Source organism: Klebsiella sp. JN_Kp127 (genome assembly GCF_040062505.1).
GTDB classification, from domain to species: Bacteria; Pseudomonadota; Gammaproteobacteria; order Enterobacterales; family Enterobacteriaceae; genus Klebsiella; species Klebsiella quasipneumoniae.
Genome location: NZ_JBEAHS010000004.1, coordinates 141096 through 157506, shown reverse-complemented (window position 1 = coordinate 157506; position 16411 = coordinate 141096). Strand labels below are relative to the sequence as shown.

The window sequence follows — 16411 nt, the reverse complement described above, 5'->3', positions numbered from 1 at the left end:
CCTGGCGGTCGGCCAGCGCTTTATCAACGGCTTTGGCGACAATGGCGTCGATCTGCTCCTGAGTAAATTCTTGCGCCATTACGGAAATTGGGCACAGCGCGGCGACAACCGCCATGGCTAAAGGCAGTTTTTTCACAGTATTCATGGTTATCTCGCTTTAATAATTAATATATTTCAGATAATAACCATCCCATTCTGGCTAAAATAAATAACCAAAATAAGCTGATTTGTTTTTTTAGGGTACAGCGACGCCGGAGAGTAATATTCTCGCTGACGTTATTCCATATTAATTAACGCTGGTACAGATGGATTAATTCTTCTGAGAACTCGCGGGCCAGCAGCGAATTCATCAGATGATCCTGGGCATGTACCATAATAAGCGTCATAGGCTGACGCGCTTCACCGGCATCCTGCTCGATGAGCTGGGTCTGCATCTGATGCGCCCGGCGGGCGTAACCGTCGGCCTCATTTAAGAGTAAACGCGCTTCGTCGATATTTCCGGTTCGGGCCGCATGCAGCGCTTCAAAACATAATGAGCGTGACTGTCCCGCATTGACGATAATTTCCATTACCGCATCTTCTAATTCAATCATGTGTATTCCTGAGGTCTTTATTATTTAATAATGCAGTGAAAGTCCTTTTTCTGCATTATGACGCTGTCATCATATTATCTCTCCGGGGCGGAGAGGAATTAGCTAACGGTTTCTGCCACCGGAACGCTATTTTTGGTTTTCTCAACTTCGGTTTTCATTAAGGAACGTTCATAGGCGCGCAGGAACGGCAGGTAAATCACCGCCGACATCACCATGCAGATAAGGCACATCACTACCGGGCTCAGCGTCCAGTTGGCCGCCCACGAGGCGCCAATCGGTGCCGGCGTGGTCCACGGAGTGAGAGACACCACCTGGCTCAGCCAGCCAAGACGCGTCGCGCCGTAAGCCAGCACCGCGTTGACCATCGGTACGCAGACGAAGGGGATAAACATCATCGGGTTCATGATGATCGGCGCCCCGAACAGGATCGGCTCGTTGATATTAAAGAAGCTCGGCACGATGCCCATCTTGCCGATGGTGCGCAGATGAGTGGCCCGGCTACGCAGCAGCAGGAAGGCCAGCGGCAGGGTCGAACCGACGCCGCCAATCAGCAGATAGTGATCCCAGAAACCCTGCAGATAGACGTGCGGCAGCACCGTGCCGGCCGCCAGCGCCGCCTGGTTTGCCGACAGGTTGGCCATCCAGAACGGGTTCATAATGCCGGTGACAATCAGCGAGCCGTGGATCCCGGCGAACCAGAAAATCTGGCACATCAGAACGGAGAGCAAAATCGCCGGCAGCGAGTCGGAGGCGGAAACCAGCGGCTCCAGCAGATGCATGATCGCCTGCGGCAGGATCATCCCGGTCTGCGCTTCGATAAACAGGTTCAGCGGATGCAAAGTACCAATCACCACCAGCACCGGGATCAGGATTTCAAATGAACGGGCGACGCCGGTCGGCACCTCTTTCGGCAGACGGATGGTGATGTTGTTTTGCTTCAGCCACGCGTAAACGCGGGTGGAGTAGATGGCGGTGATCAGGGCGGTAAAAATGCCCTGGCCGGACAGATACTGAGTGGAAATTTTACCATCGGCATAGGGCGCGGCGACCAGCAGGAAGGCCATAAACGCCAGCAGACCGGACATCACCGGATCGAGCTGAAACTGACGACCGAGGCTGGCGCCAATGCCGACCGAGATAAAGAAGGTCATTACGCCCATGCTGAGGTTAAACGGCAGCATCAGCTGTTCGCGGTAGTGCTGGGAGAAATCGAGCCAGCCGCGGGCAAAGCCGTTGGTGGTATCGGGTGAAAACGGCGGAAAGATAAATACCAGCATGAAAGAGCCGATGATCATAAACGGCAATGCGGCAGTGAAGCCATCGCGGATAGCGATAACATATTTCTGCTGCCCAAGGCGTCCTGCCAGCGGAGTAATAGATTGCTCGATCACGGCAATCATGGACTGATACAGAGAACTCATTTCAACACCTCTCAGTGCGCCGCTGGGATCAGCGACAGAGCATAATTCAGGACGTTGTCTCCCCGCTGCATGCCGTAGTCCATCGTATCGATGGGCTGAACCGGAATGTTCAGGGAAGCCGCTTTGTCAGACAGGGTTTTCAACATGTATTTCACCTGGGGGCCAAGCAACACCACCTGATACTGCGGAAACTGGATGTCAAATTCGGAAACGCCATAGGCGTCAATCTGCACCGGCAGATCACGTTCATTCGCCGCCTCCACCATCTTTCTGACCAGCAGACTGGTGGACATTCCGGCAGAACAGCACAGCATAATCTTGTACATCGACGACCATCCTCAAAATGTAAAAAGTTATTGCGTGGATGATTTGATATCAGACGGAAACCGGTTTCCATTTATAAAAAGCAGAACTGTGATAGTGGTCAAGATCTCCTGCTTATGGGGCGGATTTATTGGATTTGGCTCACATTATTCTGTCGATTTGGCGATGTTTTGCGCTGAAATGGAAAATCGGTTTCCAAACAAATGGCGAAATGGATATACTGCGCTGGTCATAATTGAAGCGATTCAGGTTTACGGGATTTTAGCGGGGCGCGGCGCCCGCGCAGGGGAAAATGATGTCGACAATCAATGATGTTTCACGACTTGCCGGGGTTTCCAAAGCCACGGTGTCGCGAGTGTTGAGCGGCTCACGTGGCGTGAAGGAGGCCAGTCGTCAGGCGGTGTTGCAGGCGGCGGAAACGCTCAATTACCGGCCAAACATGATAGCCCAGTCGTTGCTTAGCCAGTCCACCGGCTGCATCGGCGTCATCTGCGCCCAGGACAATATCAATCAAACCACCAGCTATCTCTACGCCCTGGAAAAACAGCTCAGTCAGCACCAGAAGCACCTGCTGCTGCGCTTCGCCAACACCAGCAGCGGCGTGATGAACTCGCTGGAGGAGTTGACCTGCGGGCTGTGCGATAACGTGCTGATCATCGGCGCGCGTTTTCCTCTGAATATTAACCGCCCGGACGTGGTGCTGGTGGACTGCCTCGACAGCGAGGGCGAAAACAGCATTCAGTTCGATCACGCCTTCGCCGCCGAAACCGCCTGTCACTATCTGATAAGCCAGGGCAGAAGGCAGATTGCGCTGATCCATCCCCAGAGCAGCGGCTTCGCCGATCAGGTGCTGCTGGGCTACAAGCACGCGCTGGAAAAAAACTTTTTGCCGTTTAATCGCAATCTGGTGTTTCTGGATAACACCTCGCCGTCGGTGGCGGTGCAGGAGCTGGTCAATAACGCCACGACGCTGAACTTTAATGCGCTGCTGGTGAGCGATGAACAGCAGGCGCAGCGCGTGGTGCCGCAGCTGCAGGCGTTTAACCGCGCCGTTCCGCAAAATGTGATGGTGTTTAGCCTCGCCGGATCGTTACAGCTGCCCGGTATCCCGACTATCCCGGCGATTGAATATTCCATGGACGCGATGGCGTCGCGGATCGTCAACTGGTTGACCGAGAAAACGGACAACCCGGGCGGCAGCCCGCTGCGCGGCGATTTAATTATTCCGAAGCACTAAACGCAGCACTCACCGAGATCCCCCGCCGCCTGTCCACGACAGGACGGCGGTCATGCCGAGATGGCTATTTGGCCGGACAGACGATTTTGTCGATCGCGGCCTGGTAGCTTTTCTGGTTATTGCGCTCTTTCGCCAGCGTTGCTTCGCGGACCGCGTTCTTGTTGCCGTCGGTCGCCAGCACGTTATTGGCAAAATCGTTGTCGCTGAGGTGGCTTGCTGGCGCGCATTTTTCCTTCACCGCTTTAAGCACCTGCTGCTTTTGCTGTTCGAACTGCAGGCTTTGCAGCGGTGATTCAGCCCACGCCGACGTGGCGCTCAGGGCGGTGACCAGGCATACCATCCAACATGCTTTCATCAGGCTTCTCCTTCCGTAATCGCTTCCGTCAACTATATGCGCAGGCGGGCAAACACGCAAATAGCGGTTAATTTAACTTGTTGAAAAGGCGTTTGTTATCATCGCCTCAGGCGGCTCTCACCCGCCGCCGCGAGTCGATGGCGATCAGCACCACCGAGGCCAGGATCAGCAGCGTGCCCAGCCAGTCCGGCAGCGTGAAGGTGATCCCCAGCAGCAGAAGCGACAGCAGGGCGCTGCTCAGTGGTTCGGCGCAGCTGAGGATCCCGGCTTTGGCGCCGCCAATCTTCTGCGCGCCGTTAAGATAAAGGCTGAAGGTCAGTGAAGTACCGATCACCACCAGGTAGAAAAAGGCTAACAGCAGGCTGCCGTTAACCACAAAATCGGTGCCCTGGCCGCCATAAAACGGCAGCAGCATCGCGCCGCCGAACAGCATGCTCCATCCCACGATCGGCAGCGTCCCGTAGCGGGCAATCAGCGTCGAGGGATAGGTGGTATAAAACGCGGCGGCAAACGCCGAGGCGATCCCCCAGAACAGCGCCGCCGGCGAAATCGACAGCGTCGTCGGGTTGCCGTGGGTCACCAGCAGAAAGGTGCCTGCCAGCGAGGTGCAGATAGCCCCCAGCACCAGCGGAGTGGGGCGCGCTTTACGGGCGAGGGCGAACCAGGCGACGATGATCGTCGGGGACAGGAACTGCAGCACCGTGGCCGTGGCGGCATTCGATTTTTCAATGGTCATCAGAAAGGTGAACTGCACGGTTAACGCGCCAAACAGCGAGAAAAACAGCAGGCTGACGGCGTCGCGGCGGTTTTGCAGCACGCGGAAAATGCGGTCGCCGTGAACAAAGCCGAGCATCAACAGGATCAGCCCGGCGAACAGCAGACGCGTCATGGTCAGAAACGGCGACGACATCTGGCTTTCCTGCATAATAAACTGCGCGCACACCCCGGAACTGCCCCACAGCACGGCGGCAATCAGTACGTTCAGCATCCCTTTTTTGCTGGAGCCCATCTTTTCCTCTGGCGAAATATGACAAAGGGGAATCATAGCATGCGCCCGCCCGGGGCGGCGGGGCAGGAAATGGTAGTCGGGCGCGGCGGTACAACTATTTTGCAGGCCCGGTAAGGCGAAGCCGCCGCCGGGCATTCACCGACAATCGCGTTCTAACTTAAATCGACATTTTTACTGCCGAACAGCCAGGTGAGCGCAAAGCCGCACAGGTAGGAGACCGCCAGTCCGCCGGCGTAGACCGCCATCCCGGCGTAAATCCCGCTGCCGGAGGTCATCAGCGGCAGCGCCACCAGGCCGGACGGACCAAACACCGTGTTCAGGCCGACCGGCAGCCCCAGCCAGGCGATCAGCCCGACGAAGAAGCCGCCGCAGGCGCCGCCGAGGCAGGCGGTGACAAACGGCTTCATCCGCGGCAGGGTGACGCCGTAGATTAGCGGCTCGCCAATCCCGAGGAAGCCCGGAATAATCGCCCCCTTAATCTGGGTTCGCAGCAGCGAATCGCGCTTCGCCCGCCAGAACAGCGCCAGCGCCGCCCCCACCTGCCCGGCCCCGGCCATCGCCAGGATTGGGAACAGCGAGTTAAAGCCCTGGGCATCCACCAGCGCAAAATAGACCGGGACAAACCCCTGATGGACGCCGAACATCACCGCCAGCAGGAACAGACCGGCCAGCACCGCCGAGCCAAACGGATTGCCGTTAAGATGCAGGAACAGCCACGACATGCCGGTAAACAACCAGCCGCCAATCGGCATGATCACCGTAAAGGTCACCGCGCCCATGATCAGCAGCGTCACCGCCGAGGTGAGGATCATATCGAGGTTGGCCGGCATGACCCGCCGCACCTGGCGTTCAACCCACGCCCCAAGGATGGCGGCGATCAATACGCCGATGATATTGCCGCGCGGATCGATACCGTGGCCGAAGAAGGTGGAGATCCCGGCGTAGACGCCGCTGGTCGCCTCCGGGTTGTAGCCCAGCACGAACAGCGAGGCGATAATCGCGCCGTTCACGCCGGAGCCGCCGAACGCCTTCTGGGCGTTATAGCCAATCAGGATACTCAGGAAGGTGAACATCCCTTTGCTGAATACCTTCATATAGCCAATCAGCGCCACCAGGCTGGCGTTCGGATGGGCGTTCTCCAGCACGAAAACCTGTTCCGCCAGGGTGGCGAAGCCCAGCAGCAGCCCGACGGCGATAAAGCCGGGGATCAGCGGCGTAAAAATGGTGGCGAATTTGGCGAGAAACTTCTGCACCGCGCTGGTCTGCTTGCCCTTCAGCGCCTGTTTTTTCTCCGCCGCGACGTCGGCCAGCGTCGGCGCGGCGGGCGCCTCCTCCAGCAGGCCGTTCATCATCTCGGCGGCGGTTTGCGCCTTGCCGGGGCCGAGCACCACCTGGAACTGCTCGTCGCTGACGATCACCCCCATCACGCCGTCAATCTGGCGTATGGCGGCGGTGTCGGCCAGGCCTTCATCGCGCAGGGTCAAGCGCAGGCGCGTCATGCAGTTGCCTGCCTGCGCGACGTTAGCGGCGCCGCCTGCGTGGGCGAGGATCCGCGCTATCATCTCTTTCGTTATTTTTGCCATTGCCCGTTACCTGTCTGTCGGCGCTCAGGTGTTGCTGAGCGCCTTGCGGATATAGCCGTTGTTCTTCGCCAGCAGCGACTGCGCCGCTTCGGCGCTTAAGTCCGCCAGCACCATCACGATCGCCGTTTTACAGTGGCGGCCGCAGGCCTCCAGCGCCTTCTGGGCAGTGGGACGATCGCAGTCGGTCGCCTCCATCACGATGGAAACCTGGCGCTCAATCAGCTTGGCGTTGGTCGCTTCGACGTCGACCATCAGGTTGCTGTAGACCTTGCCGACGCGGATCATCGCCCCGGTGGAGATCATGTTCAGCACCAGCTTCTGCGCGGTACCGGCTTTCAGGCGGGTCGAGCCGGTCACTACCTCCGGGCCGACCACCGGGGTGATGGCGACGTCCGCCAGCTGAGCCATTTCGCCATGCGGGTTACAGCTGACGATGGCGACAAAGGCATTCTGACGATGGGCATACTCCATGGCGCCAATGACGTACGGCGTGCGTCCGCTGGCCGCCAGCCCCACCAGTACATCGCGGTTGCTGAAGTTCAGGTTCTGCAGATCCATCGCCCCCTGCGCTTTGTTGTCTTCCACGTTTTCCACGGCGCTGAGAATCGCTTTATGTCCGCCGGCGATGATCCCCACCACCTGCTCCGGGCGGGTGCCAAAGGTCGGCGGGCATTCGCTGGCATCGAGGATCCCCAGACGCCCTGAGGTGCCAGCGCCGATATAAATCAAGCGGCCACCGGCCTGCAGCGCCGTCGCGACCTTATCCACCACCTCGGCAATCTGCGGCAGATAGGGCGTAATCGCCTGGGCCACCTGCTGGTCTTCCTGGTTTATCACCGTCAGCATCTCGAGGGTGGAAAGGGTGTCAATGTTGGCGCTGTTGGCGTTGCGTCGCTCGGTCAGCAGTTTGCTCAGGTCAATACTCATAGAAACCTCGTTATTCTCAGTCGTGCGCAGTATAAGGAATTATTTATTCCTTGCCTGTGAAGAGTATCACGATTAGTTCGAGGAGAATAATATGAGAATGGTAGAGATGGCGGGAAATAGTGCGGTAATAAATGTGGAATATTTTATTACCGCACCTGCGTTTAGCGCGCGCCGCGCGGCTGGCTGAGGCCCATCAGCAGCGCCAGCAGGTAGCAGATCGCCATCGCGAGGCTCATCTTCAGCATCGTTTCGCCGCCGAGGCCCGCCAACGGCGCGGCGATGCCGCCGAAAACAAACATCAGGGTGCCCATCAGCGCGGACGCGGTCCCGGACTGGGCGGCGTCGACGGCGCTCATCGCTTCCGCGCCGGCGACGGTACTGATGCCGCTCATCAGCGACACGGTAAAAAACAGGCCGACCAGCGCCAGAACCGGCAGCTGCAGCCAGGCAAACAGCAGCATGATCGCCGCGCAGCCCACCGCCAGCGTCAGGCCGCCGCGCAGCAGGCCTTCGGCGCTGAAGCGGCGCGCCAGACGGGAAAAGATCATCGCCGCGATAATCAGCCCGATACCGTTCAGACCAAACAGCAGGCTGAACTGCATGGCGCTCATGCCGTATTCGCTCTGCATTACGAAGGAAGAGGAGCCGATGTAGGAGAACAGCCCGGCCATCATAAACGCCTGAATCAGGCAGAAGCGCAGAAAACGACGATTCTTCAGCACCGGCTGGCCGGGCCGCTGGCGGGCGGCATGGGTCGCCGCGGCCGGGCGCGTTTCCCGCAGGATAGTCAGGCTCATGACCAGCAGCGCGCCGCCAATGGCGGCCATCGTCCAGAAGAGAATTCGCCAGTCGAAGGCGGTGATCACGTAGCCGCCCAGCACCGGGGACAGGACCGGCGCAATGCCGTTCACCGTCATCAGCAGGGCGAAAAACTGGGTCAGCAGGGTGCCCTGGTATTTATCGCGGGCGATGGAGCGCGACAGCACCGAGCCGCCGGCGCCGGCGAAGCCCTGTAAAAAGCGCCAGACAATCAGCATGTTGATATCCCGGGTCAGGGCGCACATCGCCGAAGAGAAGATAAACAACAGCAGGGACAGCACCAGCGGTTTCAGGCGGCCAATCCGGTCGCTCAGCGGGCCGAAAAACAGCTGACCCAGGCCGAGGCCAATCAGCGCGGCGGTCAGCGACAGCTGGGTCTGGGTGCTGGTGGCCTGCAGCTGCTGAGTGATCTCCGGCAGCGCCGGCAGATAAAAATCCGTGCACAGCGGCCCAATGCCCGACAGCAGGCCGAGGATCAGCGCCCAGGAGAGGGAAACACGTGGCATAACGATTCCTTACAGAAGCCGGGCGCGGTCGCCCGGCGGGTGAAATTAACTGGCGCCGCCGCCCAGCGACTGCCAGAGGGTGATCCGGTTATTGAGGTCGGTCTGCTGCAGGGACAGCAGCGTCGTCTTCGCCGACCACAGCGTGCGCTGGGCGGTGAGCACCGACAGATAATCGCCGACCCCAGCCTGATAGCTCTTCATGGCGATATCCAGCGAGGTCTGCTCGGCGGCGACATACTGTTGCTGGGCATCGAGCTCTTCATTTAGCGTTTCCCGGCGCGCCAGCGCATCGGCAACGTCCTTAAAGGCGCTCTGAATCGATTTCTCGTAGGTGGCGATCAGCCCCTTCTTCTCCGCTTCCGCATAGCGCAACTGCGCCAGGTTGCTGCCGCCGGTGAACAGCGGCAGGCTGATGGAGGGGGCGAACGACCACACCTGCATCCCGTGGCTGAACAGCGACGACAGCGAGTCGCTGCCGACGCCGGCGCTGGCGGTCAGGGAAATCGACGGGAAGAAGTTCGCCCGCGCCGCGCCGATATCGGCATTGGCGCTCTTCAGATTATGCTCCGCTTCCTGAATATCCGGCCGGCGCAGCAGCACCGACGATGACACCCCCGCCGGCGCCAGGGCGATGCAGTTATCCCCGAGACTGTCGAGGGTGCCGGGCAGCAGGCTCTCCGGCACGGTTTCCCCCGCCAGCAGGTTAATAGCGTTTTTATCCTGCGCCACCAGCGTGCGGTAGCTGGCGACGCTGGCGCGCGCCTGCTGATAGACGCTTTCCGCCGAGCTTAAATCGCCGGCGGAGGCGGTGCCCACCGCCATCTGACGGGCGACGATGTTGCGCGAGTTTGCTGCGCTGTCCATGGTCTGCTGCGCCAGCGCCAGATTGCTGTTATCCGTCGCCAGCGTCACCCAGGCGGTGGTCAAATCGGCAATCATCGTCAGCCGGGTATTCTGCGCGGTGAATTCGCTGGCAAGCCAGGTTTCGCGCGCTGCGCGCGACAGGCTCTGGTTCTTGCCAAACAGATCCAGCTCGAAGCTGGAGACCGCCCCGTCGGCCTGCGAAGCGGAGCTCAGGCCGCTGGCCACCGTTTTGCTGCGGGTATGGCTCAGCTCGGCATCGACGGTGGGGAACAGCGACGCCCGCGTCTCGCCGTACTGGGCGCGCGCGGCCTCGATATCGGCCAGCGCCTTTTGCACATCGCGGTTGCTGTTCAGCGCGATACTGACCACTTTTTTCAGCCGCGCGTCATTGACCACTTTCTGCCAGTCGCCGACCACCGCCGTCGATTCGCCGTGCGCCCCGGGGAGGGTAGCCGGCACCGGCGCGGCCGGGCGATCATAATGCGGGTCAAGCGAGACGCAGCCCGCGGTCAGGAGCGCGATAAACATAAAACTCAAACGAAACATACCTTACTCCTGAGAAGAACGTTGGCGGGTGAAGAAGCGTTTCACCAGCACGAAGAACAGCGGTACGAAGAACACCGCCAGCAGGGTGGCCGTCAGGGTGCCGCCGATGATGCCGGTGCCGATCGCCACGCGGCTGTTGGCCCCGGCGCCGGTGGCGATGGCCAGCGGCAGCACCCCGGCGATAAACGCCAGCGAGGTCATGACAATTGGGCGCAGACGGGTCTGCGCGGCGCGGATAGCCGCCCGGGAGAGCGAATAACCCTCATCCACTGCGGATTCAGCGAACTCCACGATCAGGATGGCGTTCTTCGACGACAGGCCGATGGTGGTCAGCAGCGCCACCTGGAAGTAGACGTCGTTGCTTAAGCCTCGCAGCGTCGCCGCCAGCGCCGCGCCGAGCAGGCCGAGCGGGATGACCATGATCACCGAGAACGGCACCGACCAGCTCTCATACAGCGCCGCCAGGCACAGGAACACCACCAGAATCGAGATGGCGTACAGGCTCATCGCCTGGCCGCTGGCCAGCTTTTCCTGCAGCGAAATGCCGCTCCACGCCCAGGTGGAGCCCGCCGGCAGGCTGTCGGCCAGCTTTTCCATCTTGTCCATCGCCGCGCCGGAGCTGAAGCCGGCGGCGTTTTCGCCTTGGATCTCAAAGGCGGCGGAGCCGTTGTAGCGCACCAGGCTTTCCGGACCGTATTGCCAGTGGGTGGTGGCGAAGGCGGAGAAGGGCGTCATGCTGTTATCGCTGCCGCGAACGAACCATTTGCCGAGGTCGGAGGGCACGGCGCGCGCGTCGCTCTCGCCCTGGATGTACACCTTCTTCACCCGGCCGCGGTCGATAAAGTCATTCACGTAGGTACCGCCCCAGGCGCTGGAGAGGGTATCGGTCACGTCGCTCAGCGACAGCCCCAGCGAGACCGCTTTGTTGTTATCGATATCCACCTGCAGCTGCGGCATCTGCGGCAGGTCGTTGGCGCGCACCGACTGCAGCTCGCCGCTCTGGTTGGCCGCCGCCAGCAGCTGACTGCGCAGCTTCATCAGGCTGTCGCGGTCGGTACCGCCGCTGGCCATCAGCTCGAAGGTGAAGCCGTTGCTCTGTCCGAGACCGTCCACCGACGGCGGGGTCATGGCGAACAGGGTGGCGTCGCGGATCGTCCCCAGCTCTTTATTGGCGCGCAGGGCGATGGCCTGGGCGGTATTGTCGTCGCCTTTGCGCTGCGACCAGTTGTTCAGCGACACGAAGGCCATCCCGGCGTTCTGACCGCTGCCGCTAAAGCTGAAGCCGTCGACGGTGAAAATGACGTTGGTATTGGCTTTCTCTTTGGTCAGGAACCAGTCGGTGACCTGGCGACGCACCTCGGCGGTACGCACCGCGGTGGCCCCGGCGGGCAGGGTGTACTGGACCATGATCTCGCCCTGGTCCTCCACCGGCAGAAAGCTGCCCGGCAGTTTCCACATCGCCAGCGCCATCGCCCCGCAAATCAGGACGTAAGCGCCCATCATCACCGCGCCACGGCGCAGGCCGCCGAGCACGCGGCTCTGGTAGCCCGCTTCCGTGCGCCCCCACAGGCGGTTAAACGCGCCGAAGAACCCTTTGGTATGAGGCCTGGAGTGGCTGAGCAGCGCGCCGCACAGCGCCGGGGTGAGGGTCAGGGCCACCACCACCGACAGCATCATCGCCGAGATAATGGTCACCGAGAACTGGCGATAAATGACCCCGGTCGAGCCGCCGAAGAAGGCCATCGGCAGAAAGACCGCCGACAGCACCAGGGCGATCGCCACCAGCGCGCCGGAGATTTCGCCCATCGATTTTTCGGTGGCTTCCCGGGCGGGCAGCCCTTCGTCGCGCATAATGCGCTCGACGTTCTCCACCACCACAATGGCGTCGTCCACCAGCAGGCCGATCGCCAGCACCATGGCGAACAGCGTCAGGGTGTTAATCGAGTAGCCGAACAGCGCCAGCACGCCGAAGGTGCCGAGCAGCACCACCGGGACCGCTACCGCCGGGATCAGCGTGGCGCGGAAGTTCTGCAGGAACAGATACATCACGCAGACCACGAGGATAATCGCTTCGAAAAGGGTCTGAATCACGTCTTCGACCGAGATTTTGATGAACTCGGTGCTGTCCTTTGGATAGGCGATATCGTAGCCCTGCGGCATCTGACGCTGGAATTCGGCGATTTTGCTTTTCACCAGGGTCGCGGTGTCCAGCGCGTTGGCGCCGGGGGCCATCATCACCGCGATCCCGGCGGCCGGGTGGCCGTTGAGATTGGCGGTAGCGGTGTAATCCTCGCTGCCCATCTCCACCCGCGCGACATCGCTCAGGCGCACCACCGAGCCGTCGGCCTGGCTTTTCACGATGATCGCTTTGAACTGGTCAGGGGTTTGCAGCCGCGACTGCGCGCGCACGGTGGCGGTCAGCTGCTGGGCGCTGGACGATGGCAGGGCGCCGATTTTACCGGCGGAGACCTGCACGTTCTGCGCCTCAATCGCCGACTGGACGTCGGAAGGCATCAGCGAGTAGGAGGCGAGTTTAGTCGGGTCCATCCAGACGCGCATCGCGTATTCGGCGCCGAACACCTGCAGGCTGCCGACGCCCTCTACGCGCGCCAGCGGGTCCTGCAGGTTGCTGACCAGCCAGTCGGAGATATCGGAGCTGGTGGCGCGGTCGGTTTTGTCATACACCGCGAGGATCAGCAGGAAGCTGCTCTGCGATTTTTCCACCGTCACGCCGGACTGCTGGACTTCGCTCGGCAGCCGCGATTCCGCCTGCTGGACTTTGTTCTGCACCTGCACCTGGGCGGTGTCCGGGTCGGTCCCCTGCTCAAAGGTGACGGTGATGCTGACCGAGCCGTCGGAGCTGCTGGTGGAGCTGAAGTAGAGCAGATGGTCGAGGCCGGTAAGCTGCTGCTCGATCACCTGGGTGACGCTGTTCTCCAGGGTTTCGGCAGAGGCGCCGGTGTAGGTGGCGGAGATTTTCACCGCCGGCGGGGCGACGTCCGGGTACTGGCCTACCGGCAGAGTGCGGATCGCCAGCACGCCGGCGAGCATAATCAGAATGGCGATCACCCAGGCAAAGACCGGGCGACGCACGAAGAAACGGGAGAACATCAGGCGTTGCCTCCGTTATTGTTGACGGCAACGGCCTTCACCGTCTGGCCAGGGGCCACTTTACCCGTGCCTTCGACGATCAGCTTGTCGCCCGCTTTCAGGCCGCTCAGCACCAGCCATTTATCGCCGTAGGTGTCGCCGGTTTCCACGGCGCGCTGCGCAACTTTGTTGTCGGCATCGACCACCAGCGCCGTGGCGTCGCCTTTGGCATCGCGGGTAATCCCCTGCTGCGGGGCGAGGATCGCGTCGTTCATGATGCCTTCATCGATGCGCGCGCGGACAAACATCCCCGGCAGCAGGACGTGCTGCGGGTTGGGGAAGATGGCGCGCAGGGTTACCGAGCCGGTGGATTCATCGACGGCGACTTCGGTGAGCGCCAGACGCCCTTTTTCGCTGTAGGTGCTGCCATCTTCAAGGATTAACGTCACGCTGAGGGTATCGCTGTTGCTGGCCAGGCTTTGTTTGCGTAAACGCAGGAGATCGACGCTGGATCGCGTCAGATCGACATACATGGTGTCGAGCCCGCGGATCGTCGCCAGCGCGGTATCCTGATCGGCGGAGACCAGCGCCCCCGGCGTGACCGACGAGATGCCGATGCGTCCGGCAATCGGCGCGGTGACGGTGGTCCAGTTCAGGTTGATGCGCGCGCTCTCCAGCGCCGCTTTCTTCGATGCCACGCTGGCCTTGTCCTGGGCGCAGGTGGAGGCGGCGTCGTCGGCATCCTGGCGGGAGACGCCGTTATCCCGGACCAGCGACGCGTAGCGCTGAGCCTTCTGGCAATCGGAGACCACCAGCGCCTGGGCCTGTTTCAGCGCCGCCGCCGCTTCATTCCAGGTCGCGCGATAGCTGGAGGGATCGATCTGGTAAAGGGCCTGCCCGGCCTTCACCATATCGCCTTCGGTAAACAGGCGCTTCTGGATGATGCCGCCCACCTGCGGGCGTACTTCGGCGCTGAGCGAGGCGGTGGTGCGGCCGGTGAGCTGGCTGACTACCGGAACCGGCTGGCTTTGCAGACTGACCACGCCCACTTCCGGCGTGGGTTGCTGCGGGGCAGATGTCTGCGCATTATCGCATCCGCTGAGGAGAAATAATGCTGTCGCGATGGGAGCTATGATGTATTTCATTATATTTTCTCAAGATATAAGACGTCCGCCCCGTTTATTTAAAAACGAGGGAATAGGTTGGGCGCTGAGGCATTTTCGGCTAAGCGAAAATGACAAAAAAGGAACACAGATGTTCCTGAACGTGATTGTTATTGTGTCTCCGCTGAAGCCAACCTCTTCGGCCTTCAGGAGGTGAAAAGCGCATCTCCTCTGGTTTTGTAGTGAGAATGATCATTCTCATTTTTTCCCATTATACGATCCGCCGCGATAATGGAAAGGTTTTTTTGCTTACTTTTAGAACGCAAAAAATTAAGGCAAATAATCATGGAGAAAATAAGAATTTTTTGTGAAAGTGGAGAGGAAAAATAACCTTTCGGCACTGCGATACTGGAGATAGTTAATGGCGTTAATCATTACAAAAAGCATTAATCCCGACGACCAACAAGAATTGTTTGCCGGTTTGCGGCACTATAATCAGCAGTATCTTGATGCGGCGCAGTTTGGCGATCTGGGCGTTTACTCCCGCGATGCGCAAGGGGTGATGCAGGGCGGGCTGATTGCCAAACGTAAGGGTAACTGGCTGTGCATTGAGTATCTGTGGGTCAGCGAAGCGACGCGCGGTCGCGGACTGGGGAGCGAGCTGATGCAGGAGGCGGAGCGGCAGGCGCAGGCGCTGGGCTGCAGCCATCTTCTGGTGGATACCTTTAGCTTCCAGGCGCTGCCGTTTTATCAGAAATTAGGCTATCAGCTGCAGATGTCGCTGCCCGACTTCCCGCATGCGGGGATGCAGCGTCACTATTTGTCGAAGGCGCTGTAACGGTCCTGATATCGCCGGGCGGTCAGGTACCGTACCTGTGATTGTGCCGGATGGCGGCATAAATGCCTTACCCGGCCTACACAGTTCTCCCGTCGTTTCGCCCCACCCAGGACCGGCAAGCGCAGCGCCGCCGGGCAGGATATCAGGCACGGCACCTGTATTCTTGCCGGGTGGCGGCTGCGCCTTACCCGGCCTACGGTTCGTGCTGTGCCCGCCATGATGCCGAGCGGCCTGTTGTTGATATACCCACTTGCGCGACTGAAACTGCCGGTGCTGGCGGCGACTGGCCGCCCCCTGTGCGCTCCCTGCGCCATGCCAGGCATAACGCTGAAGAAATATCGGGAGCGCAATCTGCCCGGACATAACACGGGAGTGCTGGCCCTGCTAAGCGCAGTGCGAGCAGGGAAATTTACGGTTGTGCCGTTATTTCTGTAGCCCTGCTAAGCGTAGCGCGAGCAGGGAAAATCCCGGATGGCGGCGCGTGGCGCCTTATCCGGGCTACAAAAGCGTCAAAACCACGCCTTAACCCCCGACGCCATGGCCCATTAACGCCAGCGCGTGGCTGACGATGGTCTGGCGGTCGACCGCCTGTAAACGCGGATCGCTGTGGATGCGCGAAAACGGCACCAGCACCAGGCTAATCACCGTGGTAAACAGCAGCTCCGGCGACAGCGCCGGGTTAATCTTGCCCTCCCGCTGCCAGCGGCGCACCGCCTCCAGCATCACCTGAAAACGCTCCTCGCCGAAGCGGGCGTCCATATGCTGACGCAGGATCGGCATCTCGCCGATGATCTCCTGCATCCACAGCGGCGCGAACCAGGCGTTTTTCTCCGCCATGTGCGCCAGCGTCTCGACCATCATCGTCAGCGCCAGCACCGGGTCCTGCGGATGGTCGACAAAGATGCGGCTGATGTGGTTGCGCAGCGGCATAAAGCGCTCTTCGATCAGCTGCGTCACCAGCGCATCCCGCGAACTGAAATAGTAATGCAGCATCGCTGGCGTCACCCCGGCCTCTTTGGCGATGGCGTTCAACGACACGCGGGCCGCGCCGTCGCGGGCAAACAGCGTCAGGGCGATGTCCATCAGCTGTTCGCGGTTGGCGGTACCCGGTTTTTTGCCGCGCGGCCGCCCCGGGCGGCGGGGGGCATCCTGATCCTTTTGTGCTGTCATGATATGGCGATCTCTTGACCCGACTC

Annotated in this window: 17 protein-coding genes and 1 pseudogene; 4 read left to right on the top strand and 14 right to left on the bottom strand. The window is 60.5% G+C overall.

Annotation, left to right across the window (positions count from 1 at the left end):
- From ABLV04_RS03400 to ABLV04_RS03385, 4 genes and pseudogenes are all read right to left on the bottom strand, one after another.
- Positions 1-145 (bottom strand): annotated as a pseudogene (locus ABLV04_RS03400) (hypothetical protein); the annotation flags it as partial.
- A gap of 145 nt (positions 146-290) precedes the next feature.
- The gene (locus tag ABLV04_RS03395; protein ID WP_004205145.1) at positions 291-593 is read right to left on the bottom strand and encodes a PTS lactose/cellobiose transporter subunit IIA; all 303 of its coding nucleotides are present in this window, start codon (positions 591-593) and stop codon (positions 291-293) included.
- A 98-nt stretch (positions 594-691) separates the two neighbouring features.
- Complete coding sequence (locus tag ABLV04_RS03390; protein ID WP_023291424.1) at positions 692-2014, bottom strand: PTS sugar transporter subunit IIC; 1323 nt, start codon at positions 2012-2014, stop codon at positions 692-694.
- 11 nt (positions 2015-2025) lie between these two features.
- Complete coding sequence (locus ABLV04_RS03385) at positions 2026-2340, bottom strand: PTS sugar transporter subunit IIB (RefSeq protein WP_023291423.1); 315 nt, start codon at positions 2338-2340, stop codon at positions 2026-2028.
- Between ABLV04_RS03385 and ABLV04_RS03380 the strand changes: the two genes are divergently transcribed.
- Positions 2333-2650 carry a hypothetical protein gene (locus ABLV04_RS03380; RefSeq protein WP_124070018.1) on the top strand — a complete coding sequence of 106 codons (318 nt, stop codon included), beginning with the start codon at positions 2333-2335 and terminating at the stop codon, positions 2648-2650. The two genes, ABLV04_RS03385 and ABLV04_RS03380, sit on opposite strands and share 8 nt — an antisense overlap.
- Positions 2634-3575, top strand: coding sequence for a LacI family DNA-binding transcriptional regulator (locus ABLV04_RS03375; RefSeq protein ID WP_032429020.1), 942 nt, complete (start codon positions 2634-2636; stop codon positions 3573-3575). Before ABLV04_RS03380 ends, ABLV04_RS03375 begins: the two co-directional genes overlap by 17 nt.
- A gap of 64 nt (positions 3576-3639) precedes the next feature.
- Here ABLV04_RS03375 and ABLV04_RS03370 read toward each other — a convergent pair whose 3' ends face one another.
- The 8 genes from ABLV04_RS03370 to eefA form a co-directional block, all read right to left on the bottom strand.
- Positions 3640-3930, bottom strand: coding sequence for a YicS family protein (locus tag ABLV04_RS03370; protein WP_023291415.1), 291 nt, complete (start codon positions 3928-3930; stop codon positions 3640-3642).
- Between the two features lie 106 nt (positions 3931-4036).
- Positions 4037-4939 carry a DMT family transporter gene (locus ABLV04_RS03365; RefSeq protein WP_004205129.1) on the bottom strand — a complete coding sequence of 301 codons (903 nt, stop codon included), beginning with the start codon at positions 4937-4939 and terminating at the stop codon, positions 4037-4039.
- A 152-nt stretch (positions 4940-5091) separates the two neighbouring features.
- Complete coding sequence (murP, locus tag ABLV04_RS03360) at positions 5092-6522, bottom strand: PTS N-acetylmuramic acid transporter subunit IIBC (protein ID WP_023291414.1); 1431 nt, start codon at positions 6520-6522, stop codon at positions 5092-5094.
- A 24-nt stretch (positions 6523-6546) separates the two neighbouring features.
- Complete coding sequence (gene murQ, locus ABLV04_RS03355) at positions 6547-7449, bottom strand: N-acetylmuramic acid 6-phosphate etherase (protein ID WP_023291413.1); 903 nt, start codon at positions 7447-7449, stop codon at positions 6547-6549.
- Positions 7450-7610: 161 nt separating this feature from the next.
- Positions 7611-8774 (bottom strand): multidrug effflux MFS transporter, encoded by a 1164-nt coding sequence (locus ABLV04_RS03350; protein ID WP_348815338.1) that lies wholly within the window; start codon positions 8772-8774, stop codon positions 7611-7613.
- A 45-nt stretch (positions 8775-8819) separates the two neighbouring features.
- Entirely contained in the window at positions 8820-10184 is a 1365-nt protein-coding gene (gene eefC, locus ABLV04_RS03345; RefSeq protein ID WP_348815337.1) for a multidrug efflux RND transporter outer membrane subunit EefC, read from the bottom strand.
- 3 nt (positions 10185-10187) lie between these two features.
- A complete protein-coding gene (eefB, locus tag ABLV04_RS03340; protein WP_218798930.1) occupies positions 10188-13295 on the bottom strand; it encodes an efflux RND transporter permease subunit in 3108 nt (1035 codons plus the stop codon).
- Positions 13295-14419, bottom strand: a complete 1125-nt coding sequence (eefA, locus tag ABLV04_RS03335; RefSeq protein ID WP_180266184.1) for a multidrug efflux RND transporter periplasmic adaptor subunit EefA — start codon at positions 14417-14419, stop codon at positions 13295-13297. The genes eefB and eefA overlap by 1 nt, the downstream gene beginning before the upstream one ends.
- Before the next feature lie 206 nt (positions 14420-14625).
- Here eefA and ABLV04_RS03330 point away from each other — a divergent pair, with 206 nt between their 5' ends.
- Positions 14626-14748 (top strand): hypothetical protein, encoded by a 123-nt coding sequence (locus ABLV04_RS03330; protein WP_032454401.1) that lies wholly within the window; start codon positions 14626-14628, stop codon positions 14746-14748.
- Here the strand turns inward: ABLV04_RS03330 and ABLV04_RS03325 are convergent.
- The gene (locus ABLV04_RS03325) at positions 14708-14824 is read right to left on the bottom strand and encodes a hypothetical protein (protein ID WP_032454400.1); all 117 of its coding nucleotides are present in this window, start codon (positions 14822-14824) and stop codon (positions 14708-14710) included. The genes ABLV04_RS03330 and ABLV04_RS03325 overlap by 41 nt on opposite strands.
- Between ABLV04_RS03325 and ABLV04_RS03320 the strand changes: the two genes are divergently transcribed.
- Entirely contained in the window at positions 14799-15215 is a 417-nt protein-coding gene (locus ABLV04_RS03320; RefSeq protein WP_004205120.1) for a GNAT family N-acetyltransferase, read from the top strand. The genes ABLV04_RS03325 and ABLV04_RS03320 overlap by 26 nt on opposite strands.
- A 522-nt stretch (positions 15216-15737) precedes the next feature.
- Here ABLV04_RS03320 and ABLV04_RS03315 read toward each other — a convergent pair.
- On the bottom strand, positions 15738-16385 hold the full coding sequence (locus tag ABLV04_RS03315) for a TetR/AcrR family transcriptional regulator (RefSeq protein WP_032454396.1): 648 nt from the start codon (positions 16383-16385) through the stop codon (positions 15738-15740).
- Positions 16386-16411 lie beyond the last annotated feature (26 nt).

Coding starts and splice junctions, on each gene's coding strand:
- ABLV04_RS03375 (WP_032429020.1), top strand. CDS start 2,634: ATGTCGACAATCAATGATGTTTCACGACTTGCCGGGGTTTCCAAAGCC.
- ABLV04_RS03325 (WP_032454400.1), bottom strand. CDS start 14,824: ATGCTTTTTGTAATGATTAACGCCATTAACTATCTCCAGTATCGCAGT.
- ABLV04_RS03330 (WP_032454401.1), top strand. CDS start 14,626: ATGATCATTCTCATTTTTTCCCATTATACGATCCGCCGCGATAATGGA.
- eefA (WP_180266184.1), bottom strand. CDS start 14,419: ATGAAATACATCATAGCTCCCATCGCGACAGCATTATTTCTCCTCAGC.
- eefB (WP_218798930.1), bottom strand. CDS start 13,295: ATGTTCTCCCGTTTCTTCGTGCGTCGCCCGGTCTTTGCCTGGGTGATC.
- ABLV04_RS03315 (WP_032454396.1), bottom strand. CDS start 16,385: ATGACAGCACAAAAGGATCAGGATGCCCCCCGCCGCCCGGGGCGGCCG.
- ABLV04_RS03385 (WP_023291423.1), bottom strand. CDS start 2,340: ATGTACAAGATTATGCTGTGCTGTTCTGCCGGAATGTCCACCAGTCTG.
- ABLV04_RS03390 (WP_023291424.1), bottom strand. CDS start 2,014: ATGAGTTCTCTGTATCAGTCCATGATTGCCGTGATCGAGCAATCTATT.
- ABLV04_RS03365 (WP_004205129.1), bottom strand. CDS start 4,939: ATGGGCTCCAGCAAAAAAGGGATGCTGAACGTACTGATTGCCGCCGTG.
- ABLV04_RS03370 (WP_023291415.1), bottom strand. CDS start 3,930: ATGAAAGCATGTTGGATGGTATGCCTGGTCACCGCCCTGAGCGCCACG.
- ABLV04_RS03320 (WP_004205120.1), top strand. CDS start 14,799: ATGGCGTTAATCATTACAAAAAGCATTAATCCCGACGACCAACAAGAA.
- ABLV04_RS03350 (WP_348815338.1), bottom strand. CDS start 8,774: ATGCCACGTGTTTCCCTCTCCTGGGCGCTGATCCTCGGCCTGCTGTCG.
- eefC (WP_348815337.1), bottom strand. CDS start 10,184: ATGTTTCGTTTGAGTTTTATGTTTATCGCGCTCCTGACCGCGGGCTGC.
- murP (WP_023291414.1), bottom strand. CDS start 6,522: ATGGCAAAAATAACGAAAGAGATGATAGCGCGGATCCTCGCCCACGCA.
- ABLV04_RS03395 (WP_004205145.1), bottom strand. CDS start 593: ATGATTGAATTAGAAGATGCGGTAATGGAAATTATCGTCAATGCGGGA.
- murQ (WP_023291413.1), bottom strand. CDS start 7,449: ATGAGTATTGACCTGAGCAAACTGCTGACCGAGCGACGCAACGCCAAC.